At 67.8% G+C, this 463-nt stretch carries 1 protein-coding gene; it reads right to left on the reverse strand.

Annotation, left to right across the window (positions count from 1 at the left end; all coding sequences use genetic code 11):
* A partial coding sequence (locus AC07RN_RS21160) for a DUF4178 domain-containing protein (RefSeq protein WP_478337245.1) occupies positions 1-387 on the reverse strand: 387 nt, incomplete at its 3' end.
* Positions 388-463 lie beyond the last annotated feature (76 nt).

Raw genomic sequence — 463 nt, forward strand, 5'->3', positions numbered from 1 at the left:
CTTCCGGTACACGCGGTCGTCGAGGATCACGTCGCCGCCGGGTTCGAGGCCGGTCCCCTCGCGCCGCATCCACAGCGTCATCTCGAGTTCGCCCTCGTCGTCCTCGACAGTGAGCCAGCGGCGCCCGGTGGAACCGTCGAGCAGGTGCTCGCGCCACTGGTAGCCCTCCTCGTCGAGCGTGATGGTGCCGCGCACGACGTGGTCGATACCGGCGTAGGTGATGATGTCGCCGACGCCGATCCGGTGCGGGTCGTAGACCTCCGGGTAGTCGGCAAGCGGATCGACCCGCGCCGACGTGCCGGGAGTCCGTGTGCGCCAGACGAATACAGCGATCCCCGCGATAAGAACCAGGATCAGCAGGACAATCAGAAGAATCAGGACAGCCATCCGGACAGCATTCCCCCCGTAGTCGACTCGGTGCGCCGCCAGACCCTACCGGCGCGCGGCCTCGGACGGCCACTCG

It is taken from the genome of Lelliottia sp. GFLA7 (genome assembly GCF_056490165.1).